Origin of the sequence: Paenibacillus mangrovi, assembly GCF_022898935.1 — a bacterium.
GTDB classification, from domain to species: Bacteria; Bacillota; Bacilli; order Paenibacillales; family Paenibacillaceae; genus Paenibacillus_AQ; species Paenibacillus_AQ mangrovi.
Window position 1 is genome coordinate 68,102 of record NZ_JALIRP010000012.1, and the last position, 19,226, is coordinate 87,327.

Sequence of the window (19,226 nt, forward strand, 5' to 3'; positions counted from 1 at the left end):
TTCAATCCCCCCCTTGACCGGCAAATACCTCTTCAATCCGGCTCAGAGCGAAATCCAGCTCATCTTCCGTAATGACCAGAGGAGGCGCCAGTCGAATGGTCGTCTCATGCGTTTCTTTACATAGCAGTCCGATCCTAGCCAGAGCTTCGCAGTACGGCCTAGCGGGCACGGACAGATGAATTCCGATCAGCAGGCCGCGCCCGCGGATGGATACGATATCCGGATGTTTGATGGATGTAAGCCGTTTCATAAAATATCGGCCGAGCTCCTCAGACCGCTCTATCAGCCGTTCTTCCTCCAGAACATCCAGTGCCGCCAGCGATACGGCACAAGCCAGCGGATTGCCACCGAAGGTCGAGCCATGCGAGCCCGGCTCAAAAACGTTCATAATCTCCTCATCCGCGGCGACTGCAGATATCGGCATCACCCCGCCCCCGAGCGCTTTGCCCAGAATATATACATCCGGCACCACGGTCTCCCAGTCACAGGCAAACTTCTGGCCCGTACGCCCGAAGCCCGTCTGGATCTCATCGGCAATAAACAGCACGCGCTGCTGGCGGCATAGCTCATATGCCTCGGATAAAAATTGCGGCGGAGGCACGATAATCCCCGCTTCCCCCTGCACCGGTTCCACCAGAAAAGCAGCCGTATCCGGCGTAATCGCCGCCCGTAGCGCATCCAGATCTCCATACGGAATTGTTAGGAACCCCGGGGTAAACGGTCCGAAATCCTGTTTGTAAGCCTCCTCTGTTGAAAAAGAGGTAATGGTTAACGTACGTCCATGGAAATTGCCGTTACAGACAATAATCTGCGCCCGGTCTTCCTTCACCCCTTTGACCCGGTAGGCCCAGCGTCTAGCCATTTTGAGCGCAGTTTCCACTGCCTCTGCTCCCGTGTTCATCGCGAGAATTTTGTCTTTCCCGACAAATTCGGCTAGTCTTTTCACAAACCGGGCCAGCGCCTCGCTATGAAAAGCTCTTGAGACAAGCGTCACTTTGTCCGCCTGCTCTTTCAGCGCTTGAATGATTTTCGGGTGACGGTGACCGTGATTGAGCGCGGAGTATGCGCTCAGCATATCGAGATAGCGGCGCCCCCCCGTATCCTCGACCCACACCCCTTCCGCCTTTTCAATAACAATTGGCAGCGGAAGATAGTTCCTTGCACTGTAATGGTCCATCATATGCAGGACTTGCTCTGTTGTGGCCATGGCTGCACATCCTATCATGTAATCTTTTCGCCTGTTCCTATCTTATTGGCGAACTGCCGATTTCATGATTTGTGAAATTTTGTACATTGGACACGACAAAAAGCACCGCTTTCCTTTTGCCTGCCGCAAGAAGAAAATCGGTGCTTTTTACTTAAGATAAGCGCCGTGAAGCGGGCTTTAACCCGCCCATGCTTTATTTTTTGGATTCCAGCGTCTCCAGGTACTCTGAAATCTCTGCCGGTGTTTTCGCAAACTTGCTGTGCAAATGAGCTAGCTTTTCACCGTTTTTGAAAACCAGAAGGCTCGGAATGCCGCGCACATCATTCTTGCTGGTGATATCCTCGAACTGCTCCACATCCATGGCATAAAACTCTTTATCTGGATGCTTCGTCATCATGTCCGGCAGAAATTTGTCCAGCGTCTTGCAGTCCGGGCACCAGGAAGCGTCATATTTAATAACGGTCAGCCCGTCGCGGTTGATCAAATCCTCATATTGTTTTTCCGTTTGAATACGTTCCATCTCTGCTATCCCCTTTACCTGCGTCATTTGGCGGCTTCCTACAGAAGCTTGGATTCCGGAAATTGTGCAATGATTTTTATCACACCCGAACCGTTACCTTATTTTAGCCGTTTATGACTTGGTTTGCAAAAGGGTCACATGGAATGCATTTCATGACCGGAGGATGGCGGCTCCTCTGCGAAAGGACTGTGTCCCAGCCAGGCGGCGACGCACAAGATGACGACGGGAAGAACAATATATATCATCCAAAAGGAAGTTCGTACAGGTGCTGTTGGCAGAAAGTTCTTGGTTTCCTTCACTGCACTCACAGGCACAGGCTGGGCCGGTTCCCCCTCCCGATGCTTGCGGTCATGGATCAGGTAGATCACCAGCGCGGTTACCGCGATAAACATCGCGTCCATCATGAACAGCATGACATCCCATTGCCGCTTTGGAATCATCTCCCCTAGCATCGCTCCATGAACACCGCCCATGATGCCTCCGCCAATCCCCTCCACAACAGCCAGCAGGCCGAGGGGGCTACCGACCAGGAAGCCGATCAGGAAGCAAAAAAGGATTGAAATCCCGGTGGATACGACCAGATTCTGGGCAAACAGCATGCCCAAGATGACGCCAATCGTCAAATTCGACATCAGCCCAGTTGTCATTGCGACCACTGTACCTGTCATGTTCGTCAAAATGTGACGGTTCAGCTGAACGTACATGATGCATAACACCGTATAAATGAAGACAATCAATATACTCATATTTAACAGCATACCCATGCCCCCTTTCACCCGGGTGCTGCAGTATATACGCCAAGAACGCTGTCCGTGACCTACCGCTGCAGCTGCGGCACTGTTTCCTTCCGCTCTATGAAGCTTATTCAGCCGAAGTTATCTTTATGCTGATAACATAAAAGCACAAAAGGAGAGCACCGCTTCTTCGTGCGGAAACTCTCCTTCGGAATCTGCCCTTGATTACGGATAGATTTTCTCGCCGTTCTCCAGCATACGGATAAACTCGTTTACCTTTTTCATACGCGTCTCGGCCTTTTTTGCATTCTTGATCCGGAACGCGATCGCATACTTATTTTGACTGTTCAAGGTATCATAAAATGCTTTGGCCTTCGGATTCTCGGCAAAAGCGGCCTCCAGATCCTCCGGCAGCGTGCTGCGACTTTGCGGTTCATACGCCTGCTCCCAGCGACCATTATTCTTGGCGGTCTCGACTGCCAGAAGTCCCGCGGGCTTCATTCGGCCTTCCTCCGTTAACCGCTGAACTTTATCCCGATTCACCTGCGACCAGATGCTGTTTTTCCCCCGAGGCCCAAAACGCTGAATCCAGCTCTCCTCATCCAGGGCTTCCTTGCGGCTATCAATCCATCCGTAACAAAGGGCGCTGTCCAGCGCTTCGGCATAATTCACGGAAGCAAATCCCGCATTCTTCTTGGCAATCTGCAGCCTGACTCCCTTCGACAGATCATGATTCTGCCCCAGCCAAGCCTCCCATTCCTGCTGATTCTCGCATAATAGCAGTGGCCAATCCGCTTGTCCATCGGTCTTCTTCATTATCAACCGCCTCCCGTCTCTGCTTACAGTTCTATCTATTTCCGCTTCTATTCATACTTGTTAGATTACCATTTTAATCCATAGACTTGATCACCTTCAAGATTAACTCTAATTACAATAAGCAAAAAGAGAGTCTGCCACCTGCACACGATCCGGCAAGTAGGACTCCCTATAGCGATTCGACACATATATGTTTACAATCTATTTTTCAAAAACGATGCTGTAGTATGCTTCCGTCCACGGCTGCCGGCTCAGTACTTTAAATCCCATGCCCTCCAGAATGCCCGCCATATCAGCAGAGGCAATCCGGTGGTTCAGCGGCGGACCGCTTTCGGTTTCAACACGCTCCCATTCGATACAAAGTGCACGGCCGCCTTGCCTCAAAACGCGCCGGATTTCCCGGAGCCCTTGCTCCAGCGGGTCCACTTCATGAAGCACCATGGAACAAATAACTGCATCTACTTTCGCATCCTCCATCGGGATTTGCTCCGCTTCGCCCTGTATGATCTCAATCCGGCCGGATGTCCGCTCCGGCATGCGACTCTTTAGATGCTCCAGCATTTCGGGCTGGGCGTCCAGCGCATATACGGTACCACGGGTTCTCTCCGCAGCCGGAAACGTAAAATAGCCCCCGCCCGCTCCTACATCGAGAATATCTTCACTGCCTGTCAAATCGAGCAAATCCAGAAGCTGCTCTGGCGGAAGTTTTTTTCTGCGCTCGGGGTTATCGAGCCTAGCAATCCGCGCCGGGTCAAAACGTTTATCGTTCATCGTTTTCTTCCTCCTTATCGGTATAAGCTGCATGACGATTTTTTACGGCTGTAGTCTCGGCTAAAATGGTATCAACCGGTTATGACATGGAATCCTGATGCTGCTCCTGGCAATCAAAGCATTCAAGCGTCTGATCTTCCTGCACCGTTCCGTTCAGAAACCCATTCTCGCAGTAGATCGCTTTGCCGCAGCTGTGGCAATATCCGACAAGCTCCTGCATAGCGCATGCCTCCTGTCTTTTTTAAGATATCAGAAAGTATAAACTTCAAGAAACACATCCTGATATCGCAAGAAAAACTTCCGCTAAAGGCGGTCTGTCTTCTGTGAGAGTACGTCGATAGGCGTTTTTCTTATCCACAAAGGTAACTGCAGTGATATCCTACCATACCATGATACTTAATTGTAACTGAACTTTCGCCGTTTGAACCTGATCGGAAGAGTGATAAGAATATCTTGTTGTAAAATTCACCAATGGGTACGGTGAGTTGTAAAAAATATGATTATCTATTGCATGGACTGCCCGGCATCCACCGTGATGATCTGCCCGGTCAGAGCCTCCTGCTCCAGCACGGTGCAGATCATATGGGCAATATCCGCAGGTAATGCGGTCTTACCCAGCAAAAGACTACCCGCAAGCTGCTCCATCTGCTGCTCCCGGCCTTCCCACCATCTCGTCAGCACCGCTCCAGGGGCAACGAAGTTGACACGGATATAGGGCGAGAGTGATTTTGCCAGGGAACGGGTAAGTCCATGGACTGCGGCCTTGGAGACTGCATAAGGCAGCGACGAGCCTGATCCAGTGATTCCGGCAATACTCCCTACGTTAACGATCACTCCCTGTTTCTGTTTCTTCATAAAAGGTGCAACGGCCCTTGCGCAGTAAAACATGCCTTTGACATTAATCTGGAACAGCTCATCCCAAGCCTCCTCCGTCACGGCATCGAGATCATCCATCGGAATATGGCGGGTTACACTGGCATTGTTGACCAGCAGATCAATGGCTCCCCATTCGCGTGCAAGGGTATCAACCATAGCCAGTACCTCTTCCTCACGGGATACATCAGCCTGAATGGCAAGCGCGTGTCCTCCCTGATCTTGAATCATCCGTACCGTTTCTTCGGCTTCATTCACCGACTTTGAATAATTAACGGCCACCACGGCCCCGCGATCCGCCAGCGCCAGCGATACCGCCCGGCCTATGCCTGTTCCTCCACCCGTTACCAGCACTTTCTTATCCCGCAATTCCATCTGAAAATCGTCTCCTTTTCTCATATCAAATTTGGAAAAAGCTTGTCCATAAGCTCACTCTTCCACAGCAAACTGGGCAATTCCGTTGCCAAACGACCAGTTTTCCCCCGTATTTTCAGTCAAAACAATCATGACATCCTCGGGCCTGACACCTGCATTCTCTTGAAGCAGCTCCGTGATCCGGGCATATAACGCCTGCTTTCTTCGGGGGGTACGTCCTTGCTTCATGGTGATTTGAATAAAAATTTGCTGATCCGATCTTGCGATGTTCATGTACTGCCTATCATATAAAAGCTCTCCCGGCGCATGAGTGGAGATCGCTTGAAAATAATCGTCCTCCGGCACATCGATGGTCTCCACCATGGCTAGGTGAATGGAACGGCTGAGCACGGACAGCTCTTCTTTCGATCTTCCTTCATGCAGATCTATACGTACAAATGGCATCGTCTTGCGCCTCCCTTTTCTTCAACGACAATGCTATTGTATAGGATCGCTATGTATCTGTATAATTGAATTAACCGAATTATAAATTCAATTTTATTGAACTATAGGAGGAGACATGGATCTTAAAGCGGTCAAAACCTTTCATCGGATCGTCGCCCTCGGAGGCTTCAACCGGGCAGCGGAGGAGCTAAATTACGCCCAATCCACGGTCACCATGCAGATACAAAAGCTTGAAGCCGATCTTGGCTTGCGTCTCATTGAGCGGGGAAAAACCTTTGAATTAACGCAGGCCGGCCGTCTATTTCTTGAGCAAAGCGCACATATCGTCAGGGATATCGAGCAGCTTCAGGATACGATGACAGAGCTTGTCGCTGGTGAAGCGGGGCATATTAGGCTTGGGGTTGTGGAACCCATCGCGAGCTACCGGATGCCTGACATTATAGCTGGATTCTTGCGTGATTCCCCCCATATCCGCGTATCCATCAGCATTGCGAGTTCCACCGTATTAAGCCAACAGCTTCAGCAAGGCGAGCTTGATCTGGCCATCTGCTCCCCGCCGCTGCTCGGAACGGGATTGTATTTTGAACCGATGCTTACGGAGCATTTTGTCGTGCTGCTGCCTGAGCAGCATCCTTTAACCCAGAAAGCGATCATTTCCGTTCAGGACCTGCGGAGTCACCGGCTGCTAATCACGTCCTCCGATTGTCCATACCGCCGCAAGCTGGAGATGATTCTGCAGGAGCCGGGCGGATCTCCGCTCGATACCTTAGAGATCGGCAGCATGTCCGCATTGAAATTCTATGTCCAGAGTGGAATCGGCGCAGCTCTCGTACCCGTTTCGGTGCTTCAGCCTGAACCGGAGGGTACCGTAATCCGGCCACTTCAAGGCAGCGAGGTCGACATGACCTGCGGTTTATTGTGCAGAGAGCCCGATTATCCGCCGCGGCTGGCTGCAGGCAAGCTGTATGAAACTTTGAAAAAGAATCTGCCGGACAATTATTTAATCTCATGAATGACTTTCTCGATGCCTTCGCGGATGTCCGGCTCTTTCACACTGGAAACCGACAATCGCAGAATATGATCCCTCTCGAAATTCGGTAGATAGCAGGTGTCTGCGGTGCCCACCCGGATCCGTTTTTTTTCCAGACGCTTGATAACAAGGCCTACATTGACGCCAAGATCCAGTTTTAAAAAAGTATGCATGCCCAGCTGGCTAGGGGTCTGATAAACAAAAGGTTTCGGCGCTCCGACATCTTTATTTTTGATGATGCATTCATGCAGCAGGGCAGATCTCTTGCCATAACAGGCACGCAGCTTTTTGCGGTGGCGCTCGAACATGCCGCTTTTCAAGTACAGCTCCAGCGCTGCCTGAGACAGCATCGAGCTGTCGATGTCCAGCAGCCTTTTATACTGAAGAAACGACTCCCGCAGCGCATCCGGCATGACCGCAGCCCCGATCCGCAGGCCTGGAAAAATAATTTTCGAATAGCTTTTTAGGTAAATCACGTGGCCGGAACGGTCATAAGCATAGATCGGATCTTCCTTTGCATCCTGCTCCAGATCAGCCATGTAATCATCTTCCACAATGTACACATCATATTTTTCCGCAAGCAAGGCGATGGCCTTTTTCTGAGAACGGTCCAACGAAGTGCCTAATGGATTATGAAACCTGGGTACCGTGTAGAACCACTTGATCTCCCCGGTTTTGAACTTCCGCTCCAGCTCCTCCAGATCGATTCCTTCTGCCGTGCGGCGGATTCCTTCCGCCTCAATGCCGTACACCTTCATAAGGTCGACTAATAGATGGTACCCCGGCTGCTCCATCAGCACGCGGCGCCCTCCGTTCGGGAAGGGAATCTGCGCCAGTACGGTAAGGGCCTGCTGCACCCCTGAAGTAATAAAAATTTGCCGGGTATCGGCGAAAACCTGATATGAGGCAAAATGCCGCTGCATCTCGCGGATGAGTGTCGGAAGCCCTTGCGGCGTTCCATAGATAAACAGGTCGTTGCGATACATATCGATCGCTTTATTGATGCAGTGCTGGAAATCCAGGTACGGGAAAATATCCGGATCGGGCGCGGTTACGGTGAAATCGATCCAGTGCGGCCCCTCTTCCTTTCGTTTCGCGGTCCTCTTCATGACGTAATAGCCGCTCTTCGGCGAAGCGTAGATCAGATGCTTTTCCTTCAGCTCCTCCAGCGCGCGAATGACGGTGCTTTTGCTGCAGTTATACCGGGCCGCCAAGTCCCGGATGGAAGGCAGCTTGTCGCCCTCCCGGCAGCTGTCGCCAGTGATCTGCGCTTCTAAATCATTGATGATATCATCGTACTTAAACATGCCTCTTTCCGCCTCCCGCCAACTCATCTGTACCGGTACAGATTGCAATTCCTTTTATTGTAGCACAGCCGCATCCGGCTTAGAATGAAGAAAACGCCGCTCGATGCAGAGCAATTTTTTTAAAAAAAGGACCGGTCCTTCCACAGCGCGCAAACTTAGGGAGGTCATTCTATGAAATTTACACTACAGCAAAAAGCCGTTACGGCTGCCATTATCAATGCGATCATCGTCGGCTTTTCACCGATATTCGTTAAACAGTCGCTAAGCTATGCCGATCCGCTGGATTCCCTGGCTCACCGCTTCACGATTTCGTTTCTTGTAGCTACCTTGCTCGCTTTTCCGGGATGGAAACAGTTGAAGGCGATGCGAAAAGAATGGTTCACCGTCGTTCCGCTGGCGCTGCTCAATCCGTCGCTCTTTTTTGCCCTGCAGGCATTCGGTCTGCTGCATGCTTCCTCGGCGGTTGCCGGGATCGTGCAGGCCACGGTTCCCATCTTTACGATGATTCTCTCGGCCCTGTTTCTGAAGGAGCACAGCAGCACGGCTCAGCGGCTCTTCACCCTGCTGTCCGTTGCCGGCATAATATTGGTATTCGTGGTGCCCGGCGTCGACGCTTCGTCCACTAGCTTACTAGGTATAACACTGATCCTGCTTTCCGCCCTGTCTCTGGCTGGGTACACCACATTAGCCCGCAAGCTGACACGTACCTTGCGTCCCAAAGATCTGACCTATATGATGATTCTTTTTGGATTTGTCGTTTTCAACGTCATTGCTCTGATCAAGCATGGTTACGCGGGAACGCTCGGCTCCTATTTCGTACCGCTACAAGAGCCTGTGTTTATCGCGGATATGCTCTTTCTCGGTGTATTGTCCTTCCTGGTAACTTCATTTTTGTCAAACTATGCGCTATCGATCCTCGAAGCTTCGAAGGTGAGCGTATTCGCGGGTTTGTCCACCGTCGTTACCATTGCAGGCGGCGTACTGCTGCTGAATGAGCAGCTGGGCTGGTACCACTGGGTCTGTGCGGTCATGATTGTGGCGGGCGTCATGGGCGTCAATTTGTCGAAGACCAAAATTCGCTTAAATTCGCGGAAGTAGCGGGAATTTTAATATTTTCAGAGAAGCCGAAAATGACGAATCCGACGAAAACTGTCGCTAATTGCAGAACATGTTTACGATTGATTCTTTTGGACTGCGTTGGAAGACTTATACGGCAGTCTCTTGCTATGCAAAACACATCTGGAAAAATAGTCCTGAAATAATATTTTGTTGCAATTCTACCAGTGGTAGAATCTTTGTAATATTTTTTCCTACCTGACGGAGGAAGGACAAAAATAAATAGAGAGGAGAAAAAAATCTCACAATCCTCCATTCTCCATCAGGTTTCGAGAGAATAGTCTATTCAATTATATTTCAATAGGGAGGGGTATATCTGAAAAGAAGTCTATTATCTCGCAAGCTTCCTGCTGTCACCCTTGCACTGGGTCTAACTGTTGGTATGATTCCCGGAATGGCACTTGGTGCAAGCTCTCAAGGATCCGCAACAGGGGCCCTAGAACTTCAATCATTGAAAGGTCCTGTTCAAGCAACCTATGTATCGCCTAAAATCAATACCAATTCTTCCGGAAAAGTGAAGGTCATTGTTCAGCTGAACGCACAACCTGCTGCTGTGGGCAAATATGCAGCCAAACAGGGAATCAGCTCTTTGGCCGCATCCGCGACCGAGAAGGCTGTTCAAAGCCAGCAGGTAGACTTTTTAAAGGAAGTATCTAGTCAGGGCATCGACCTTACCGTTAACTATCAGTACGATACCGTATTGAACGGATTTGAGGTTAGCATCCCGGCCGATGAAATTCCAGAGCTGGCCAAAATTCCAGGAGTGAAATCTATACAGGAAAACAGCACGTGGTATGCTCTTCCGATCCAAGCTTCTGCCGATAATGGCTCTAATGGTATATTTGACAGCTCGCCTCTTAAACAACTTGGGGTTACCGAAGCCTGGAATGAAGGGTTTACCGGAAAAGGATTGAAAATCGGCGTCATCGATACCGGAGTCGATTATACGCACCCTGATATTGCTCCCGCCTATAAAGATGGATATGATTCGTTTGAAAAAGATAATGATCCTTACGAAGAAGCACCGATCAGCCCAGAAGATGATCCGTATCATACAGGATTTGCAGGAACGTACCACGGTACGCATGTGGCCGGCACCATCATCGGTCAATTCAAGAATCCGGAAAGCGAAGTCAGGCAAAAAGGTGTTGCATTCGGGGCAGAGCTGCACGCCTACAAGGTCCTGGGCCGAAATCCTGAACAACCTGGCAGATCCTCCGGCTCTTCGGCCCAAGTTATTGACGGTATTGAACATGCCGTTAAAGATGGAATGGATGTCATCAATCTCTCCCTGGGCTCCGATTCCGAGAAGGACGTAAACTCGCCTGATGCCATCGCTATTAACAATGCCGTACTCTCTGGTGTTGTTGCTGTGGTTGCCAATGGTAATGCCAACAGTAAAGAGAAGCCGGCATACTATACTATGGGATCTCCAGCCACCTCCCAGCTTGCGATAGCCGTAGGAGCGGTAACGAGCAGCAGCCAGCTTTACAGCGGCCGGGTTAAACCTGAGTTCAACACGGCTACTTCCGCTACCTACGCCACATATGAGGATCTGCAGGTGATGGCTTTTGAAACCATGCAGAACAATTTCGCCAATATTTTGGGAACGAATCCATATGACGTTGTTTACGTGGGATTAGGCGACAAAGATGACTACAACGGAAAAGACGTGGAGGGTAAAATTGCGCTGGTCTCCCGCGGCAACATCGCCTTCGTGGATAAAATCGCCAATGCCAAAGAGCATCATGCAAAAGCCATCGTGATCTTTAACGGCGACATGATTCGTCCAAAATCGGATCCGCCGGAAGTCAATCTACAAGAAGATATTGAAGGACGTAACGACTTCGCGAACGTTCTGCTGGGAGACAACTTTGAATTCATCCCTACCTTCGACATGAAAGGTACTGTCGGACGTTCTCTTGCCAGAGCCCTGAAGGCAAACCCGGATACCAAACTTCAATTTACGTTTGGTTCTGATTATAAAGCCACGACCATTCCAGGCGACGAGCTGGCAGACTTCAGCTCTTGGGGTCCTAATGCAGACAGCAATATGAGCATCAAGCCTGACGTTACAGCCCCAGGGGTGAATATCTTATCCACTTGGCCGGCATACGGCAAGGTAGATCAAAACGCTTCCTATGCCAAGGCATATAACCGGATCAGCGGAACAAGCATGGCAACCCCTCATGTGAGCGGACTGGCTCTTTTGATTAAGGAAGCGCATCCAAAATGGACGCCATTCGATATCCGGTCCGCTTTAGCTAACACCGCAGATGTGCTGACCGCGCCGAACGGTGAAGATTATGACGTATACCAACAAGGGGCAGGACGTGCCAATGTCGCAAATGCCATTCTTACGGACGCTTTACTGCAATCGATAGAGCCTATCACAATTCTGGACAAAAATTACAACCCGACAAGCGTAGTCAACTATAACTCTTCTGCAAGCTTTGGAGTCGTCGCTCCGGGCGCGCCACAAAAAGTGAAGAACCTACAGCTTAAAAATACGGGAACCAAAGCCCTTACTTATGATGCTAGTATCGAGTGGCACGGCGAACACGACGGCGTCGATGCGAGCTTGGATGTAAGCCAACTCACGGCTAATGCGGGCTCTTCCAAGGCGTTCAATCTCACTTTAACAGTAGGTTCGAGTGTAGAGGAAGACACCTTTTATGAAGGGCAAGTGAATCTGAAAAGCCAGGGCCATCCCGATTTGCATCTGCCATTTGTCGTAAATGTCGGCAAAGAGCAGCCTGCTACAGGATTTGGTATTCAGGAGCTGAGCCTATCTAATACCGTTATCTATCCGAACCGTTCGAGCCAAAATTCAACGGATCTTTCCTTTAAACTTAGTGGATCCAATGCAAACGTATACCGTATTGATCTTGTCAACCTGGACGATGAGTCCCTCGGATTCCTGGATGTCAAATATGCGCCAGCCGGTGAAAACTTAAAAACTGGAACTTATACATTAAAGAACATTGGCAATGCATACCATCCGTTCGAAACCGTTCAGGAAGGCGACGAAGAGGTACTTAAACCCGTATTGGACAGTAACGGAAAACCGACCACTAGTTATCTAAAGGATGGGGTCTACAGAGTTTATGTGCTTGCAGATCAAGTGAAGTCTTCCGATGAGTATGCAGTCATTCATAAGAACGAAGGAGCCTATGAAGGATTCATCTCGTTCCGTGTCGATAATACACGTGAAAACAACCCTGGCGATCCCGGCCCCGGTCCGGGTCCGGGTAATGGACCGGGTGGTAGCGGCAGCACTCCAGCACAGCCTTCAGGCAATGAATCGGTGGGCTCTGTGATTGATCAAGGGCAAAAGCAGATTCCTGTTGCAGCCAAGACAAGCAGCAATAATGGCGTTACGACCGCTTCCATTTCCGACAGCGATCTCAAAGCCGCCATATCATCTGCAGGAAGTTCAGCTGCGGCTGTGGTCATCAGCGCTCCCAGAAATGATGCCAATGTCACGTTTACATTGACTGCGGATCAAGTCAAAGCCTTGAGTACGCTCCCTAAAGGCAGCACAGTGGTGTTTAGCACAGGTGGCTCTGCTATATCTGTCCCAGTCACTGTTTTTGGTAAAGCACCGGCTAACACCAGCTTCGAACTGGTCATCAAAAAGGCGGACGATCAAAAGTCCAAATTTGAGACAACCGTGCCTGGATCTAAAGTCATTGGAGCTCCAGTCAGCTTTGAAGCCTTCTGGGTAACTGGTTCTGCCAGAGCTTCCGTTCAAGTTCCGAATCAGATCTTTATCAAGAGATCCTTTACCGTTCCAGGAAGCATTGACCCGAACACTGCAGGCGTATTGTTCGAAGAAAACGGCAAGATTACTCCAGTATCTTCTGTCTTTAAAGCTCAAAAAGGCGGATCTACGATCGTAACGGTGAGCCGTCCTGGATTCTCCGTTTATGCTGCAGTCAGCCGCACAGTGAAGTTCAATGATATCGTTTCTTCGCCGGCAGCATCCGATATTACTGCCTTGGCCAACAAACTGATCATTGACGGAACAGCCGAAGGAATCTTCTCGCCGAAGAGCAACCTTACGCGTGCCGAATTTACGGCGCTGCTCTCTCGTTCGCTTGGTTTGCGGTCCAATGCCGCTTCCAGCTTCGCGGATGTGAATGCAACCGCCTGGTACGCGAATGATGTATCCGCCGCTTATGAATCAGGCTTAATTCAAGGCGTTGGCCAAAACAAATTTGCGCCGAACGCTAGCGTTACACGTCAAGAGATGGCTGTTATTTTGCACAGAGCCCTTCAATTGACCGATGTGGAAGTAAAAGCTTCCAACCCATCTTTTAGCGCTTACGCCGATGATGCAAAGGTTGCTCCGTATGCGAAAGATGCCGTGAAGTCTCTGGCTTCCGCAGGGATCGTCAGCGGTGACGCCAACATCTTCAACCCGACTGCCGCTGCTACACGCGAAACGGTGGCTGCTGCACTGCATCAACTGCTGATTAAAACCAACCTGATCGACTAGAGAAAATGTAATGAAATGACAGCACCCCCATAGCTTTGGAGCAGAGACTATCCTGCGCCATTGTAAGCTATGGGGGTGCTATTTGTTTATAGCCTATGAAAATCGCTTGCGGCCTCTTCGACTGATAGGCCTCAACCGCCCCAATCACTCCGCAAGGTAAACAGGTCTTTCAGAGCTTCGGTCGATAGCTCCGTAATCCAGCTCTCCGTGCTGGAAATGACATTGTCGCTGAGCTGCTGCTTGCTCTCCAGCATTTCATCAATGCGCTCCTCAAGCGTGCCGAGCGAGATGAATTTATGCACCTGCACGTCTTTGGTCTGTCCCATCCGGTATGCGCGGTCTGTCGCCTGGTTCTCCACGGCCGGATTCCACCAGCGATCGAAGTGGAATACGTGATTGGCAGCGGTCAGGTTCAAGCCTACGCCCCCTGCCTTGATCGATAGAATAAACACGCTTGGCTGTTCATCGGGCGGCAGAGTCTTGGACTGGAACTGATCGATCATTCTGTCCCGTGCTGATTTGGAAGTGCTGCCGTTAAGATAAAGTACGGGCTCCTGTAGTTCCTGCTCCAGCACACGCTGCAGCATCTTTCCCATGCCAATGTACTGGGTAAAAATAAGGCAGCGCTCCCCTTCTTCACGAAGCTCCCGTACCATGTCGAGCAGGCGTTCAAGCTTGGAAGACCGGCTGATCAACATTCCTGTATCCATGCTGTCATCCGGATCAGGGGTATTTTCCGAAGAATCCCCTGTCAACAGCAGCGGATGATCGCAGATCTGCTTCAAGTGGGTCAGGGCAGCCAGAATCGCACCTTTCCGTTCTATGCCTTCCAGCTTCTGCACCCGGTTCATCAGATCGTTTACGGTCTGATCATATAGAGCCCCCTGCTCGGCTGTCAGATGAATATAGGTTTTCATCTCGTTTTTGTCCGGCAGGTCAAGCTGAATGGCCGGATCCTTTTTCTTCCGGCGCAGCATAAATGGCTTAACCAGCTTCTGCAACTGCAATGTCCGCTCTTCATCCTGCTCCTTCTCGATCGGCTGGATGAAGCGGACGTTAAAGGCCCGCAAGCTCCCCAAATAACCCGGATTCATGAAATCATAAAGGGACCACAGCTCCGACAGCCGGTTCTCGATCGGTGTTCCGGTAAGCGCAATACGATGTCTTGCCGGAAAACTCCGGACGGCGGCTGATTGCTTCGTCTGGGCATTTTTAATATTTTGGGCTTCATCCAGACATAGCGATTCCCACGTGAACTCTTTCAACATATCCTGATCCAGCGTCGCCGTCGCATAAGAAGTTAGAATGACGTCTGCCTGCCGGATTTCGTCGAGGAACGCTTTTTCACCAGGCCGCCTGCTGCCGTAATGCAGCATGACGTTCAGAGAAGGAGCAAACCTGTTTAGCTCCTTCTGCCAATTGCCCAGCACAGAGGTCGGGCAAATCAGCAGCGACGGCAGCCTGTGATCCGCATCCAAAGGGTTCTCTTTCAAGTGCAATAAATAAGTAATGAACTGCACGGTTTTCCCCAGCCCCATGTCATCCGCCAGACACGCACCGAGCCCGAATCTGCGCAAAAAGGCGAGCCAGGAAAAGCCGTCGTACTGATAGGAACGCAGCTCGGCTTTCAGCCCTGCAGGAACAGCAAGCTTTGGCCATTCCGACTGCTGCCCGAGCTGGCCTATAAGCTTCGTTAGATGCTCGTTCAGCTCAACCTCAAGCTCAATCCGAGGCGCATCATCCTGCGGCTCATCTTCCTCTTCCCGTGCTTCCTTGGCTTCCCGGGCAGGCTCCTCTTCGCTGCGCTGAAGGTGCAGATGCAGAACGTCCTGAAAGGACAAGCCCTGCGAGCTGTCCACCCCTTCCATCATCTGCCCGATTTGCTTCAGCAGGGCGGGGTCAAGTGTAATCCATTCGCCCCGGAACTTGACCAGCCGTTCATTGCGGGCGACAAGCTCATTGAACTCCTGTTCAGAGAGCTGAGTCTCCCCGATGGCAACGCGCCAATCGAACTGGATGATGGAATCCAGACCGAACATCGAGCCGCCGCTGCCTTTGGAATTCTCTTCGCCTTCACCGGAACGGACCTTAGCGCGAAGCTTCGGTTTCCTGCGGCTGGCTGCCTCCCACCAGGCAGGGAGCAGCACCTGCCATCCGGCTTCGAGCAAACGGCGGCTGTCCGTCGTCAGAAACTGCCATGCCGCAGCGTCGGTCAAAGGCTTGCTGAGAATATCATCGCTTTGTCCTGAGCGTACAGCCCCGGGTAGACTTGCACGCAAATGCTCCATCCATCCGGCGGAGCGCTCACGTACATGGGTTGTCCAGGCATCCGGCCATACACCGGATGCATATCCGTCTTCGCCAAGCCGGACGGGAATCAGTACGGATGGATCAATCTTGTCCTGAAGCACCAGCTTGAGGCGCCAGATGGGCTCATAATCATCCGGCTCCAGTAGCTGCAGGAGCGGCCGGAAAGGCGCTGTATCTGCCTTCCATCCAATCGAAATCAGCCATGCCTGTTCATTTAATCCGGCCACCGCGCTGTCTTTGTTGAAGAGCATCGGATATTCTCTCCGCAGATCGGAGGCCGTTGTCTCCGTTCCATAGCATCTGCTGAACACCGAAGACGAAAAGGCCGCCCGCAGCCCCTCTCTAAACTCCGGGCTGCTGCCGGCAAGTGCCTTACTCGTTTGTGTATCCAGCGCCGCTTCATCCCATGTCCACTGCAGCTTCCCGTCCTGGAAGCTCGGGAGGCTAGGGATGTAGCGTCTTTCGTCGACGCAGGCTAGGAGTGCCGGAGCAAGCCTGAGGAGCACTCCGGCTTCATCATCCCAGCCCCACTGAATATGTTCCAGCAGCCTCCGCTCAGCAAAAAACGGAATGACCTGCTCGGCGGGTAGAACTACCAGCTCAACCTCCTGTACCTGCTGAACCTCCAGCTCCGTTCCATAAAAGGAAGCCTCATGCCATGCGAATAGCCGCTGCTTCATGTCCAGTCCCGGCACGTACCGGTGACCCTCGGTTGACCCGTAAATCAGCGCATCCCCATAGGCACTTAAACGGATATGGACGGTAATGTGATCTGTATATGGGCTCATGATATCAGTTTTCCTTTCCGAAGCTCCTCCTGCAATGCGCGCAGCCGGCTGTTACGGCTGGTGAATGCGGTGATAAAATGCTCCCACCGCTCCTGCTGCTTCATTTTTGCGTATAATTTGGATAATCGTTTCAGTAGTTTAACAGCTGCTTTATAGCTCGATCTATTCTTAAGCAGAATATACCGTTCTACAGCCTGGTGATAAAAGGGAAGCAGCAGCTCAGGGGCATTCTTCTCGATCGGCTGAAGCACACTGACACGAAACTCCAGTGGTTCCTTTCCGGTGCTCAGCTGAATATCCATCCACTGCTGCCATTTTCCATAACGGAGCAAAGTCTCTTCATAGATATCCTTCGAATACGGCAGCATGCTGGCAAGCGTCTTCCACATCTCATTCTCAGACTCGGGAAAATGCTGTACAGCCGTGTGCCAATAATCCATATAATCATTCAAATGGCCTTTACGGTGGCTGCTCAGCATCGGACCGATTTGGACAAGCCAGGTCTGCAGCCGGGGCCATACCTCCGCTCCAGCCAGCATCTTAAGAAACGAAATCAGATAGTCAGGCGGGATGATGGATGCCTTATCAGCGGTCTGAAGCCACGTCCAGGCTTGCCGGTCTTCCCCTATCAGGAAATAGATCCTGCTTTGCGCCAGCATCCACGGAAGCTTGGAAAGGGTATCGCCCAGCTCCTCCTCAGCGGACCCAAGCTTTTGCAGCTCCTCGGAGTACATTTCCGTGTCCTCCAGATTGGGGTGAATCCATTTCAGCCAGAGCTGATCATAGGCTTCAAATAAATAACTAAAACTTTTGGGTTCCGTCAGCATCTGCCTGCGCAGATACGTCAGCGTCTTGATGACACGCGGCCACAGCTCCGGCTCGCTATTAATCTCAAGACCTTCCTCGAATATCCTTGTCATGGCTTCCTGCAGCTCATCTGCGGCAACCTGTGTGTGATAACCCATATATGTGTGGCTCGAGCGCTGCTGCGCCGGTTTGACCAGCTTCATGAGCATAAACAGATGGGCATGAAGATCAAACAACTGTCCCATGACGGGAGACAGTGGAGGTCTTACGGCATCAATCGCAGCAATAGCATTCCGTGCATACTGTCCATTGGAACTGCTGAACTCGAGCGGTGTGATACACAGCTTGAACAGACCATGCCATTCGGCAATGCTCATCTCCGGAATTTGCGACGCTTTTTCCTGGAGTAGTGATATCGCCTCTCCCCTTCGTTCAGAAATTGCAGGAGCATCATTATACGGCGTCTTCACGGACTGCTTAAACATCGCGGTAGAATGGGCATTCACAATGGCGTGTACAGATCTCCCCTGCTTACTGACATAATCCAGAAGTACCGCAATCATATGCTTGCAGTGGCTGGGTACGGGACAGGAGCAGCGGCTGGCCGATAAAACGTTTAAATCAAGCTCAACTCGGTAAAGCTCACTTCCCTCGACAATCGCTTCAATATGGCCGGTGTCCGTTGTCCTGGCGGGATGAACAAACCCTCGTTTAAAATATTGAAATCCCCGTTTAATCGTCAGGTCGTTAAATTGCTCGCCAACGGATTGAATAAGCTGCTGCCACTCTATATCATCGATCGTATCGTTTGGATTCATAATTCTGTCCTCTCCTCGCGGAGTATATTCGAAAAGCATGTATCTCTCCCATCTAATTTTACGGATAAAATGGAAGAACAACAACACTTTCGGCTTCTCTGATCTTTTGATGGCGACCAGCCACATTTCACCCGCTCCATGACCTACATTCCAATATAAAAAGGCCGGACAGCAGTCAGCAATTCCTCTGACATGTCTCCGGCCTTCCTTTTCTTACATTAAAAATAATTCTCTTAGATAAAATCACTCTCCGGTTTTCACCTCGTACCATGCGGTCTTCGGTCTCGACTCCGGATATCCGTGCTCCTTGCGGTACTCTTTTCGGGCATCGGTAAAATCGAACCAGCACTTCTCGCTGCCTGGATGATTGGCGTGATAGATCATGCACCAAAGGGCGTCCTCCAGACATGGATCCTCCCAAAATCCGTAATGGTTCTCCAGCTGTTCCAGCAGGTGCGGTCCCTTCAAGGGCTTCAGTTCGTCCAGTGAAAGATATCCCAAAGTGGCTACCCGCTCGGCAATTCTCGGCCCAATGGAAGGTACCCTCTGAAACTGGGCCATTGCGCGCAAATATCCCGCCCGCTCCTGCGTAGATCCCAGAATGCCTGCCAAATCAGAGGTTTCCAGTTCTGCGATGGAATGAAGCCTGATTTTAAAGGACCGCATATGGTTCTTCTCTTCCGGGGTTAACGGAAGCTTGGGCGCCGGGCGATTGTTCATATCGGATTCCTCCGCCTTTCTTTTTGAGAATTACATTACTCGCCACTCTACTTTCATGTCAATGAATGACTCCCCTGTAAAATAGAAAA

15 protein-coding genes are annotated in these 19,226 nt (G+C 50.9%); 3 read left to right on the forward strand and 12 right to left on the reverse strand.

The annotated features are described in order from the left end of the window. Position 1: 1 nt before the first annotated feature. The 8 genes from MUG84_RS22785 to MUG84_RS22820 all read right to left on the reverse strand — a co-directional run bounded on the left by MUG84_RS22785 (position 2) and on the right by MUG84_RS22820 (position 5,740). Entirely contained in the window at positions 2 to 1,207 is a 1,206-nt protein-coding gene (locus tag MUG84_RS22785) for an ornithine--oxo-acid transaminase (RefSeq protein WP_244729299.1), read from the reverse strand. Between the two features lie 193 nt (positions 1,208 to 1,400). Continuing rightward, positions 1,401 to 1,727 (reverse strand): thioredoxin family protein, encoded by a 327-nt coding sequence (locus MUG84_RS22790; protein WP_244729301.1) that lies wholly within the window; start codon positions 1,725 to 1,727, stop codon positions 1,401 to 1,403. Positions 1,728 to 1,861: 134 nt separating this feature from the next. Then, a complete protein-coding gene (locus tag MUG84_RS22795; RefSeq protein WP_244729304.1) occupies positions 1,862 to 2,485 on the reverse strand; it encodes a hypothetical protein in 624 nt (207 codons plus the stop codon). Between the two features lie 201 nt (positions 2,486 to 2,686). Next, on the reverse strand, positions 2,687 to 3,277 hold the full coding sequence (locus MUG84_RS22800; protein WP_244729306.1) for a YdeI/OmpD-associated family protein: 591 nt from the start codon (positions 3,275 to 3,277) through the stop codon (positions 2,687 to 2,689). 201 nt (positions 3,278 to 3,478) lie between these two features. Next, on the reverse strand, positions 3,479 to 4,048 hold the full coding sequence (locus tag MUG84_RS22805) for a class I SAM-dependent methyltransferase (protein WP_244729308.1): 570 nt from the start codon (positions 4,046 to 4,048) through the stop codon (positions 3,479 to 3,481). A 79-nt stretch (positions 4,049 to 4,127) separates the two neighbouring features. Next, the gene (locus tag MUG84_RS22810) at positions 4,128 to 4,268 is read right to left on the reverse strand and encodes a hypothetical protein (RefSeq protein WP_244729310.1); all 141 of its coding nucleotides are present in this window, start codon (positions 4,266 to 4,268) and stop codon (positions 4,128 to 4,130) included. A 284-nt stretch (positions 4,269 to 4,552) separates the two neighbouring features. Further along, on the reverse strand, positions 4,553 to 5,296 hold the full coding sequence (locus tag MUG84_RS22815) for an SDR family NAD(P)-dependent oxidoreductase (RefSeq protein ID WP_244729312.1): 744 nt from the start codon (positions 5,294 to 5,296) through the stop codon (positions 4,553 to 4,555). Between the two features lie 54 nt (positions 5,297 to 5,350). Continuing rightward, a complete protein-coding gene (locus tag MUG84_RS22820; RefSeq protein ID WP_244729314.1) occupies positions 5,351 to 5,740 on the reverse strand; it encodes a tautomerase family protein in 390 nt (129 codons plus the stop codon). Positions 5,741 to 5,855: 115 nt separating this feature from the next. Between MUG84_RS22820 and MUG84_RS22825 the strand changes: the two genes are divergently transcribed. Further along, the gene (locus MUG84_RS22825; RefSeq protein WP_244729316.1) at positions 5,856 to 6,752 is read left to right on the forward strand and encodes a LysR family transcriptional regulator; all 897 of its coding nucleotides are present in this window, start codon (positions 5,856 to 5,858) and stop codon (positions 6,750 to 6,752) included. Here MUG84_RS22825 and MUG84_RS22830 read toward each other — a convergent pair. Continuing rightward, complete coding sequence (locus MUG84_RS22830) at positions 6,737 to 8,077, reverse strand: aminotransferase-like domain-containing protein (protein ID WP_244729318.1); 1,341 nt, start codon at positions 8,075 to 8,077, stop codon at positions 6,737 to 6,739. The two genes, MUG84_RS22825 and MUG84_RS22830, sit on opposite strands and share 16 nt — an antisense overlap. Before the next feature lie 171 nt (positions 8,078 to 8,248). Between MUG84_RS22830 and MUG84_RS22835 the strand changes: the two genes are divergently transcribed. Next, complete coding sequence (locus MUG84_RS22835; protein ID WP_244729320.1) at positions 8,249 to 9,175, forward strand: DMT family transporter; 927 nt, start codon at positions 8,249 to 8,251, stop codon at positions 9,173 to 9,175. A gap of 400 nt (positions 9,176 to 9,575) precedes the next feature. Further along, entirely contained in the window at positions 9,576 to 13,694 is a 4,119-nt protein-coding gene (locus tag MUG84_RS27375; RefSeq protein ID WP_280521465.1) for a S8 family serine peptidase, read from the forward strand. Positions 13,695 to 13,825: 131 nt separating this feature from the next. Here the strand turns inward: MUG84_RS27375 and MUG84_RS22855 are convergent, their stop codons facing one another. The 3 genes from MUG84_RS22855 to MUG84_RS22865 all read right to left on the reverse strand — a co-directional run bounded on the left by MUG84_RS22855 (position 13,826) and on the right by MUG84_RS22865 (position 19,137). After that, positions 13,826 to 16,792: a DEAD/DEAH box helicase gene (locus tag MUG84_RS22855; RefSeq protein WP_244729322.1), complete on the reverse strand. Its 2,967-nt coding sequence runs from the start codon at positions 16,790 to 16,792 to the stop codon at positions 13,826 to 13,828. Further along, positions 16,789 to 18,417 (reverse strand): SWIM zinc finger family protein, encoded by a 1,629-nt coding sequence (locus MUG84_RS22860; protein WP_244729324.1) that lies wholly within the window; start codon positions 18,415 to 18,417, stop codon positions 16,789 to 16,791. The genes MUG84_RS22855 and MUG84_RS22860 overlap by 4 nt, the downstream gene beginning before the upstream one ends. 243 nt (positions 18,418 to 18,660) lie before the next feature. Then, entirely contained in the window at positions 18,661 to 19,137 is a 477-nt protein-coding gene (locus MUG84_RS22865; protein WP_244729327.1) for a helix-hairpin-helix domain-containing protein, read from the reverse strand. Positions 19,138 to 19,226 lie beyond the last annotated feature (89 nt).